This is a genomic window from Nostocoides sp. F2B08, from assembly GCF_009184895.1.
Taxonomy (GTDB): Bacteria; Actinomycetota; Actinomycetes; order Actinomycetales; family Dermatophilaceae; genus F2B08.
This window is the reverse complement of sequence record NZ_WESE01000009.1, coordinates 236,904-246,677: the sequence shown is the minus strand read 5'-3', so window position 1 is coordinate 246,677 and position 9,774 is coordinate 236,904. Positions and strand designations below refer to the sequence as shown.

Here is a 9,774-nt window from a genome sequence, read left to right as displayed (position 1 = left end):
AGACCACGAGCGTTACCGCCGGAGGGACACCCACATCGGCAACGACACGAACAAACAGCTGTCCATCGACAGGGAGATCAACTGTCCGCAGAAAGGGACACCACCTGTCCGCCTACAAGGAGACTGGCATGTCCGCCGTCAGTCGGTATGTCAGGGGCGCGCTATGTCGCGCGGTGGGCAGGCCGGTGGGGTCTGGAGGTGGGTGTCGGTATGTCAGGGGCGCGCTATGGCGCGCGGTGGGCATGCCGGTGGGGACTGGAGGTGGGTGTCGGTATGTCAGGGGCGCGCTATGTCGCGCGGTGGGCATGCCGGTGAGGTCTGGAGCGGCGCCGAGACACCCGAGCGTGGCGGGACGGCACCTCGCGAGCGGCTACGATGGGGCGCGGAATGAACGACGCCTTTCCGGACGATCTGCCTGCAGAACTCGTCCCAGCGATCTCCTCGTTCCTCCCCGAGCTCCGTGACATCAGGCGAGACCTGCATGCCCATCCGGAGCTGTCGTTCGAGGAGACCCGGACCACCGCCGTGGTGACCCAGCGCCTGACCGACGCCGGGATCTCGTGGCGACCCCTGACCGGAACCACCGGGGCGATCGCGGACCTCGGCGCGGAGCAACCCGCCTACCGGATCGCCCTGCGCGCGGACATCGACGCCCTGCCGGTGCGGGAGCGCACCGGCCTGGACTGGTCGTCTACGGTGCACGACGTCTGCCACGCCTGCGGCCACGACGTGCACACTGCGGCCGTCCTCGGTGCCGGAGTCATCCTGCAGTCGCTGGAGGCCCACCTCCGCGAGCGAGGCATCGCCGTGCGGCTGTTGTTCCAGCCGGCCGAAGAAGTGATCCCCGGTGGGGCGCACCGGCTGATCGAGGCGCACGCTCTCGAAGGCGTCGACGCGGTCTTCGCCATCCACTGCGACCCCAGCCTCGACGTCGGACAGGTCGGACTGCGCGAGGGGCCGATCACGGCCGCGTGCGACTCGATCCGGGTCGAGCTGACGGGCAAGGGCGGTCACACCTCCCGTCCCCACCTGACCGAGGACCTCACCTTCGCGCTGGCGAAGATCGTCACGGACGTTCCGGCCGTGCTCTCTCGCCGGCTCGACCCGCGCGCCGGTGCCGCCCTGGTGTGGGGCGAGGTCCATGCCGGCAAGGCCAGCAACGTGATCCCCTCGTCCGGGTATGCGACGGGCACCCTCCGCATCCTCGACGCCTCCGCCTGGGAGCAGGTCGGTCCACTCCTGCACGAGATCGTGCACTCGGTCGCCTCGCCCTACTCGGTGGCGGTTCGCCTGCATCGCGAGCGTGGCGTGCCGCCCGTCGTCAACGGAGCGGCGGCCATCGACCTGTTGCGCGTCGCCGCCGCGAGCACGGGTCTGGCGCCGGTGCCGACGGCGCAGTCCCTCGGCGGCGAGGACTTCTCGTGGTACCTCTCTCGGGTCCCCGGGGCGATGGCCCGGCTCGGGACCCGGACGCCTGGCGGCCGGACCTATGACCTGCACCAGGGAGACCTGGTCGTCGACGAGGAGGCGTTGCGGCACGCGGTCGAGCTGTTCACCGGCGTCGTCTTCGCAGGTCGCGTGAAGCCCGGTGAGGACTGAACGGACGCGTTCACGAGCCCGTATCGTCCGTTGGGTCCCGACTCCGTAACGAATCTGCGACGTTCCTTACAGGCGGTCTTGTGGCCTGGGACCGAGGGGATATTCTCGCGGCAGCGGGTGGCGCCCCTGCCGCCCTCGCATTGCGACGAGCAACGCCCGAGTGGCGGTGCCCCTGCACCGCCAGAGAAACAGGAGATACGCCTTGCGCCAGACGATGAAGTACGCATCCGTCTTTGCGGTTGCGGCCCTGGCCCTGACTGCATGCGGCAGCGACAGCGCCGACAGCACGGACACCGGAACCGCGGACGGCACCGAGACGAGCACCGCCGAGGAGGCCAGCGACGTCCGGGTCGGAATGGCTTATGACGTGGGTGGTCGAGGCGACCAGTCCTTCAACGACGCCGCCGCCGCCGGTCTGGACCAGGCCGCTGCCGAGTTCGGGATCGAGACCCAGGAGGCCACCGCGACCGACGGTGAGCCCGAGTCGGCCCGCGAGGAGCGCCTCCAGCAGCTGATCGACGCCGGGTACACGTCGATCGTCGCGGTCGGATTCGCGTATGCGCCGTCCATCGCCGTGGTCGCGCCGCAGAACCCCGACGTCCACTTCGCCCTGATCGACTCGACCGACTACGAGGGCGAGAACGTCGCCAACCTCGTCTTCGCCGAGGAGGAGGGCTCCTTCCTCGTCGGTGCGGCGGCCGCTCTCAAGACCCGCACGGACAACGTCGGCTTCATCGGTGGTGTGCAGACGCCGCTCATCGAGAAGTTCGAGGCCGGCTACATCGCGGGCGCCCAGGAGATCAACCCCGACATCGAGATCCAGCGGACCTACCTGACCCAGCCGCCGGACTTCTCCGGCTTCGGTGACCCGGCCAAGGGCAAGACCGCTGCCGAGGGTATGTACCAGTCCGGCGCCGACGTGATCTACCACGCGGCCGGCGGTTCCGGTGGTGGTGTCTTCACGGCCGCCAGCGAGGCCAACACCATGGCGATCGGTGTCGACTCCGACCAGGCCAAGACGGCCGCCCCGGAGGTCCAGGACGTCATCATCACGTCGATGATCAAGAAGGTCGACGTCGCGGTCTACGAGTTCCTCAAGGCCGAGGTCGAGGGGAACTTCCAGGCCGGTCCGCAGGTCTTCGACCTCGCCGGCGGTGGCGTCGACTACTCCACCACCGGTGGCAAGGTCGACGACATCAAGGACCAGCTCGATGAGCTGAAGCAGCAGATCATCGACGGTGAGATCACCGTTCCCAGCACCCCGGAGAGCTGACCAGCTCCGGAGGTGACCACCTCGTCACAGATCGCCCCTTCGACGCCACCGGCGTCGAGGGGGCGATCTGTCCGTGATTCCCTACTTTTCCGCCACCCGCCGCGATAGCGTGTCGCACCGGACCCTTGCGCCGTCGCGGGATCCGGACGCACATCGAGAGGACCGACGATGACTGCTGCCGCTCCTGAGCACGAGCGCGCCATCGAAGACTCGACCTATGTGGTCGAGCTCGACGGCATCACCAAGCGCTTCCCCGGTGTCGTCGCCAACAAGGACATCGGCTTCGCGGTCCGTCGTGGCACCGTGCACGCCATCGTCGGTGAGAACGGCGCGGGCAAGTCCACCCTCATGAAGATCCTGTACGGCGTGCAGCGACCGGACGAGGGAACGATCAAGGTCGGCGGGACCGTCGTCGATCTGCACAGCCCGTCCGACGCCATTGGGTACGGCATCGGAATGGTCTTCCAGCACTTCATGCTCGCCGACAACCTCACTGTTCTCGAGAACGTCGTGCTCGGCGCGGAGGACCTCCATGGCATCGGCGGAACGGCGCGCGACCGCATCCTCGAGATCTCGCGTGACTACAGCCTCGACGTCGACCCGGACGTCCTCGTCGCCGATCTCGGCGTCGGCGCCCGGCAGCGGGTCGAGATCCTCAAGGTCCTCTACCGCGGCGCCAAGATCATCATCCTCGACGAGCCGACCGCCGTGCTCGTCCCGCAGGAGGTCGACGAGCTCTTCGACAACCTCAGGGAGCTCAAGAGCGAGGGACTGACGGTCCTGTTCATCTCGCACAAGCTCGACGAGGTGCTGCGCGTCGCGGACGCCATCACCGTCATCCGCCGGGGCACCACCGTGGACACCGTCTCACCGCAGGGCATCACCGCCCGTCAGCTCGCCGAGCTCATGGTCGGCTCCGAGCTGCCTACCCCGCAGACCGAGGAGTCCACCGTCACCGACCAGGTCATCCTGCGGGTCGAGGACCTCGTTCTCAAGGGCCCGAGCCGCAACGTCCTCGACGGTGTCAGCTTCGCCATCCACGCGGGCGAGGTGCTCGGCATCGCGGGCGTCGAGGGGAACGGTCAGGCCGAGCTCGTCGAGGTCATCATGGGGATGCGCGACCAGGACACCGGGCAGATCTTCGTCGACGACACCGAGGTCTCGAAGTGGCACACGCGGCAGATCCGCGAGGCCGGGATCGGCTACATCCCTGAGGACCGGCACCGGCATGGCCTGCTCCTCGAGGCCCCGCTCTGGGAGAACCGCATCCTCGGGCACCAGACCCAGGAGCCCAACGTCAAGGGTGGGCTCATCAACGCCAAGGCCGCCCGGCAGGACACCGAGCGCATCGTCGAGGAGTACGACGTGCGCACTCCCGGTATCGACGTCACGGCGGGCTCGCTCTCCGGCGGCAACCAGCAGAAGCTCATCGTCGGTCGCGAGATGAGCCACCACCCACGCGTCCTCGTCGCCGCTCACCCCACCCGCGGCGTCGACGTCGGCGCCCAGGCCGGCATCTGGGACCTCATGCGCGCCGCACGCCGCGAGGGGATGGGCGTCCTGCTGATCTCGGCAGACCTCGAGGAGCTCATCGGCCTGTCGGACACCATCCGGGTCATCCTGCGCGGGCGGCTCTCGGAGGCATTCGACCCCGACACGGTCACCGCGGAGGACCTCGGGGCCGCGATGACCGGTGCCGACTCCTCGGTGACCCACCCGCCCGCGGGACCACCGCATACTCCCGAATCTCCTGAAGGGAGCGCGACGTGAGCCGCTTGGAACCACGCAAGATCCTCCTGCCGCTGGTCGCCCCCGTCGTCGCGGTCATCGTCGCGTTCATCGTCACCTCGCTGGTCCTGCTCGCCGTCGGCGACCCGGTTCTCGAGGTGTGGCAGGTGATCTTCCAGCCGCCGCTGCCTCGCCAGACCGTCAACATCATCAACGCAGCCACGGTCTTCTACCTGTCCGCGGTCGCCGTGGCGATCGGGTTCAAGATGAACCTGTTCAACATCGGCGTCGACGGCCAGTACCGCGTGGCGAGCTTCGCGGCCGCTGTCTTCGCCGGTCAGGCATGGCTCCCGGGAGTCCTCAACATCCTCGTCGCGATCCTCGTCGCCATGGTGTTCGGCGGTCTGTGGGCCGGGATCGCCGGCTGGCTGAAGGTCAAGCGCGGCGTGTCCGAGGTCATCTCCACGATCATGCTCAACGCCATCGCGACGGCGGTCGTGGCGTGGCTGCTGTCCAAGGCCCGTGATCCCGCCAGCGAGGGCACCAACGTCGTGCGGACGAGGGAGCTGCCCGAGTCCTCGCGGCTCGAGGGCCTGGCGATCGTGCCCGGTGCCACCAACACCGTCTACACCCTGATCTTCCTCGCCGCCCTCGTCGGAGTGACCTACTGGTTCGTCCTCAACAAGACCAGGTTCGGCTTCGACCTGCGAGCGACCGGCAAGTCCGAGACGGCGGCCGTCGCGAGCGGCGTCGACGTCAAGAAGATGACCCTCACCGCGATGATCCTCTCCGGCGCGGCCGCGGGGCTGGTGGGTATGCCGCTGCTGTTCGGCCAGGACTTCTCCTACGGAACGACGTTCCAGGCCGGCCTTGGCTTCGCCGGCATCGCGATCGCCCTGCTCGGCCGCAACCACCCGGTCGGCATCGCCTTCGCCGCGCTCCTGTGGGCCTTCCTCGACGGCCAGAGCAACGCCCTGCAGATCCAGGCGAACGTCTCCAAGGAGCTCGTCTTCATCATCCAGGGCGTCATCCTCTTCGCCGTCGTCATCGCCTACGAGCTGGTCCGTCGCGCCGAGGCCCGGATGGAGCAGAACCGAGTGGCTCGGCAGCTCGAGGAGCGACATGCCGCCACTGCAGAGCAAGGAGTGTCCGCATGAGCACCCCCACTCTCCAGACCCCGCCGGTCGAGCCCGCCGAGGCGCCCCCGGCCCCTCGGCGACGCCGGATTCCGCTGTGGTTCTGGCCGGCGGGCTTCCTCGCCGCCGTCTTCGTCCTGGCGGTCCTGCGCGTGGTGACCGGAGCGGACGACATCGCCAGCTCGGGCGTCATCGGCGCCGCGATCGCCCTCGCCGTGCCCATCGGTCTCGCCGGCCTCGGTGGTCTGTGGTCCGAGCGTGCCGGCGTGGTCAACATCGGTCTCGAGGGCATGATGATCCTCGGCACCTGGGGTGCCGGGTTCTTCGGCTACTACATGGGGCCGTGGGCCGGCATCGTCGGCGGCATGCTGTGCGGGATCGTCGGCGGCCTCATTCACGCCACGGCCACGGTGATCTTCGGCGTCGACCACATCGTCTCCGGTGTGGCCCTGAACATCACGGCTCTCGGCATCGCGAAGTACCTCGCGGCGCGGTTCTTCAGCGACCTCCCCGGTGGCGGTCCGACCCAGTCGCCGCCCCTGCCGTCGCTGCCGCGGTTCTCGGTTCCGGGACTCTCGGAACAGATGGCGCGGCTGGAGGCCCGGGAGATCTTCTTCCTCAGTGACCTCGCCGGCGTCATCGGGGGCTTCACGACGAACATCTCGGCGTTCACGATCATCGCGGTCCTGCTGTTCATCGGCACGTTCTTCGTCCTGTGGCGCACCGCCTTCGGTCTCCGACTGCGATCCTGTGGTGAGTCGCCGGTGGCCGCCGAGACCCTCGGCGTCAACGTCATCCGCTACAAGTTCATCGCGGTCTGCACCTCGGGTGCTCTCGCCGGGATGGGCGGCGCGTTCCTCGCACTCGTCGCCGCCAACATCTACCGCGACGGGCAGACGGGTGGCCGGGGCTACATCGGCCTCGCGGCCATGATCTTCGGCAACTGGAGGCCGGGCGGCCTCGCCGCAGGGTCTCTGCTCTTCGGCTATACCGATGCGGCCCGGCTGCGCGGCGGCGGGACGGTCCACGCCCTCCTCCTGCTGGTCGCCGTCATCCTCCTCGTGGTCGGGGCCTGGCAGCTCAAGCGCAACAACCGCGTCCAGGGCATCACGTCCCTCGTGGTCGCGACGGGTGCGGCGCTCTGGTACTTCTCGACGGACTCCGTCCCCGGTGAGCTCGCCGCCGCGACGCCGTACGTCACGACGCTTCTCGTGCTCGCGTTCGCCTCGCAACGGCTCCGAATGCCCGCGGCGGACGGACAGATATATCGCAAGGGTGAGGGCCATTAGCGACCGGACCGACCCGCCGGAACGGATGACGTCCTAGGGGGCGTCGGAGAGGACGTGGGTATGGCAGCCGACGACGTCGTCGACTGGGAGCTCCTGCACGAGACGGCGGTGCTCGCGATGCGGTCGGCCTACTGCCCGTACTCCGAGTTCCCCGTCGGCGTCGCTGGACTCGTCGACGACGGGCGCGTCGTCAGCGGGTGTAACGTCGAGAACGCGTCGTACGGCGTGGGCTTGTGTGCCGAGTGCGGCATGGTCAGCCAGCTCACGCTGACCGGCGGCGGGCGACTCGTCGCGGTCTACTGCGTCGGTGGGGACGGGGCGGCGCTCATGCCGTGCGGACGCTGTCGGCAGCTGCTCTGGGAGCACGGAGGCGGCGGTTGCCTGCTGATGACCCCCGAGGGGATCCTGCCGATGCGCGAGGTCCTGCCGCAGGCGTTCGGTCGCGAGGACCTCGATCGCGCCGAGTCGGCCGGGAGACAGCAGGGCGGGCCGGGGATCGTCCCCGGGTCGGGTGGATCGAAGGAGGAGTCGGATGAGTGAGCCGTCGGGGAGGAACGAGCCGTTCGACGCCGTCGACGTCATCGTCACCAAACGCGGCAAGCAGCGCCTCAGCGATGAGCAGATCGACTGGGTGATCGACGCATACACCCGCGGAGCGGTCGCCGACGAGCAGATGTCCGCCCTGGCGATGGCGATCCTCCTCAACGGCATGGACCGCGAGGAGATCGCGCGCTGGACGGCGGCCATGATCGCCAGCGGCGAGCGGATGGACTTCTCGTCGTTGTCCCGTCCGACCGCGGACAAGCACTCGACCGGCGGCGTGGGGGACAAGATCACCCTGCCGCTCGCGCCGCTGGTCGCCGCCTGTGGGGTCGCGGTGCCGCAGCTGTCCGGGCGGGGGCTCGGCCACACGGGCGGCACGCTCGACAAGCTCGAGTCGATCCCCGGATGGCGGGCCGACCTGTCCAACGAGGACATGCTGCGCCAGCTCGAGGACGTCGGCGCCGTCATCTGCGCCGCAGGCTCGGGTCTGGCCCCGGCGGACAAGAAGCTCTACGCGCTGCGCGACGTCACCGGCACCGTCGAGGCGATCCCGCTCATCGCGAGCTCGATCATGAGCAAGAAGATCGCCGAGGGGACCGGGGCGCTCGTCCTCGACGTCAAAGTGGGCAGTGGCGCGTTCATGAAGGACGTCGATGACGCACGTGAGCTCGCCGAGACGATGGTGGCCCTGGGCACCGACGCCGGGGTGACCACGGTCGCCCTGCTCACCAACATGCAGGTGCCCCTCGGCCTGACGGCCGGCAACGCCCTCGAGGTGCGCGAGTCGGTCGAGGTCCTCGACGGCGGTGGGCCTCCCGATGTCGTCGAGCTCACCGTGGCGCTGGCCCGCGAGATGTTGGCCGCGGCCGGTCGCGAGGACGTCGACCCCGCGGACGCGCTCGCCGACGGCCGGGCGATGGACGCGTGGCGGGCCATGATCTCGGCGCAGGGCGGCGATCCCGGGGCCGCGCTGCCCGAGGCGAAGGAGACACACACCGTGGAGGCTCCCGCAGACGGCGTCCTCACCCAGCTCGATGCCCTCAAGGTGGGGGTCGCCGCCTGGCGGCTCGGGGCCGGCCGGGCCCGCAAGGAGGACCCTGTGCAGGCCGCCGCCGGCGTCGTCATGCACGCCAAGCCCGGCGCCACCGTCCGAGGCGGGGAGCCGCTGCTCACCCTGCACACGGACACCCCGGAGCGCTTCGACCGGGCCCTGGCGGCCCTCGACGGTGCGTATACGATCGCCCCGGAGGGCAGCCGTCCCGACCTGCTCCCGCTGATCATCGACCGAATCGCTCCCTGACGACGGACAACACATGACGCGACGCGAGTGGCCCTACCTGCCGGAGGGCGCCGACGATGTCGGAATCGTCGGTGCCCCCTCGCACCCCGAGAACTACACCTCGTCCGGACGGTTGAAGAACTCGGTCTACGAGGCCGAGATGGAGCGGCTGCAGGAGCAGCTGGTGCTGCTCCAGTACTGGATCCAGTCCCAGGGCCTGAAGGTGCTCGTGATCTTCGAGGGTCGAGGGTCGGCGGGCAAGGGCGGGGTGATCAAGCGGATCACCGAGCGCACCTCGCCGCGCACCGTACGGGTCGTCGCGCTGCCCAAGCCGACCGAGCGGGAGCGGACCCAGTGGTACTTCCAGCGCTACGTCGAGCACCTGCCGGCGGCCGGCGAGATGGTGCTCTTCGACCGCAGCTGGTACAACCGCTCCAACGTCGAGTGGGTGATGGACTACTGCAAGCAGGATGAACACCAGGAGTTCCTGCGGTCCTGCCCCGAGTTCGAGCGGATGCTCGTCCGCAGCGGAATCGTCGTGCTCAAGTACTGGTTCTCGGTCTCCTTCGAGGAGCAGCGCCGGCGCTTCGAGGCACGCAACGCCGAGCCGCTCAAGCGGTGGAAGCTCTCCGACATGGACCTCGCCGAGCACGAGCTCTACGTCCGGTACTCCATGGCCAAGGACATGACGTTCCAGTACACCGACATCAAGCAGGCGCCGTGGTACGTCGTGCCCTCGGACGACAAGAGGGCCGCGCGGCTGAACTGCATCTCCCACCTGCTCAGCCAGTTCGACTACGAGGACGTCGCTCCCGAGGTCGTGGACCTGCCGGAGATGAAGCAGATCCCCTACGTCCGGCCGCCGATGCACGAGCAGACGTTCGTGCCGCAGCGGTTCTAGCACTCCGGTTCGGCCCTAGGCTTGAG

The 9,774-nt window shown here is 68.9% G+C and carries 8 protein-coding genes; all 8 read left to right on the top strand.

Features of this window, described 5'->3' with window-relative positions; genetic code table 11:
* Positions 1-387 precede the first annotated feature (387 nt).
* The 8 genes from GA707_RS17550 (at position 388) to ppk2 (ending at position 9,748) form a co-directional block, all read left to right on the top strand.
* Positions 388-1,599, top strand: coding sequence for an amidohydrolase (locus tag GA707_RS17550; RefSeq protein ID WP_152179730.1), 1,212 nt, complete (start codon positions 388-390; stop codon positions 1,597-1,599).
* Between the two features lie 202 nt (positions 1,600-1,801).
* Complete coding sequence (locus tag GA707_RS17545; RefSeq protein WP_226963914.1) at positions 1,802-2,872, top strand: BMP family protein; 1,071 nt, start codon at positions 1,802-1,804, stop codon at positions 2,870-2,872.
* A 168-nt stretch (positions 2,873-3,040) separates the two neighbouring features.
* Positions 3,041-4,642, top strand: coding sequence for an ABC transporter ATP-binding protein (locus GA707_RS17540; protein ID WP_152179729.1), 1,602 nt, complete (start codon positions 3,041-3,043; stop codon positions 4,640-4,642).
* On the top strand, positions 4,639-5,757 hold the full coding sequence (locus tag GA707_RS17535; protein ID WP_152179728.1) for an ABC transporter permease: 1,119 nt from the start codon (positions 4,639-4,641) through the stop codon (positions 5,755-5,757). The genes GA707_RS17540 and GA707_RS17535 overlap by 4 nt, the downstream gene beginning before the upstream one ends.
* Positions 5,754-7,025: an ABC transporter permease gene (locus tag GA707_RS17530; RefSeq protein ID WP_152179727.1), complete on the top strand. Its 1,272-nt coding sequence runs from the start codon at positions 5,754-5,756 to the stop codon at positions 7,023-7,025. The genes GA707_RS17535 and GA707_RS17530 overlap by 4 nt, the downstream gene beginning before the upstream one ends.
* Before the next feature lie 60 nt (positions 7,026-7,085).
* Positions 7,086-7,565, top strand: a complete 480-nt coding sequence (locus GA707_RS17525) for a cytidine deaminase (RefSeq protein ID WP_152179726.1) — start codon at positions 7,086-7,088, stop codon at positions 7,563-7,565.
* Entirely contained in the window at positions 7,558-8,868 is a 1,311-nt protein-coding gene (locus tag GA707_RS17520; protein ID WP_152179725.1) for a thymidine phosphorylase, read from the top strand. The genes GA707_RS17525 and GA707_RS17520 overlap by 8 nt, the downstream gene beginning before the upstream one ends.
* A gap of 13 nt (positions 8,869-8,881) precedes the next feature.
* A complete protein-coding gene (gene ppk2 / locus GA707_RS17515; protein WP_152179724.1) occupies positions 8,882-9,748 on the top strand; it encodes a polyphosphate kinase 2 in 867 nt (288 codons plus the stop codon).
* Positions 9,749-9,774 lie beyond the last annotated feature (26 nt).